Origin of the sequence: Jeotgalibacillus sp. ET6, assembly GCF_029667115.1 — a bacterium.
GTDB lineage: Bacteria > Bacillota > Bacilli > Bacillales > Jeotgalibacillaceae > Jeotgalibacillus.
In genome coordinates, this window is sequence record NZ_JARUIU010000130.1 from 1 (window position 1) to 263 (window position 263).

Genomic DNA, 263 nt, shown 5'->3' on the forward strand with positions numbered 1-263 from the left:
CTTCCTTCTACCATAAGGAAGAAACCTTTTTTATTAGTTGATAATGTATCAATTGCAGTACTTGTCATTTCAGAAAGCATCATTTAGGCTTTATCTGAAATGGATTCTTACCGTATTTATCCCTGTTTCATTTTATGTTCTTCCTTTTTTTCGTTCTCTTTTGTATACACGATTTTTAACCGAAATAACGTATGATGAAATCCCTGAAGAAGTTATGGAAGTAAACCCTGTCTTCGGTAATATATTCAGCAGCAGAGAGGAAT

General features: G+C 33.1%; 1 protein-coding gene. It reads right to left on the reverse strand.

The annotated features are described in order from the left end of the window. A partial coding sequence (locus P6709_RS20630) for an alkaline phosphatase (RefSeq protein ID WP_442905380.1) occupies positions 1 to 83 on the reverse strand: 83 nt, incomplete at its 3' end. Between the last annotated feature and the right edge of the window lie 180 nt (positions 84 to 263).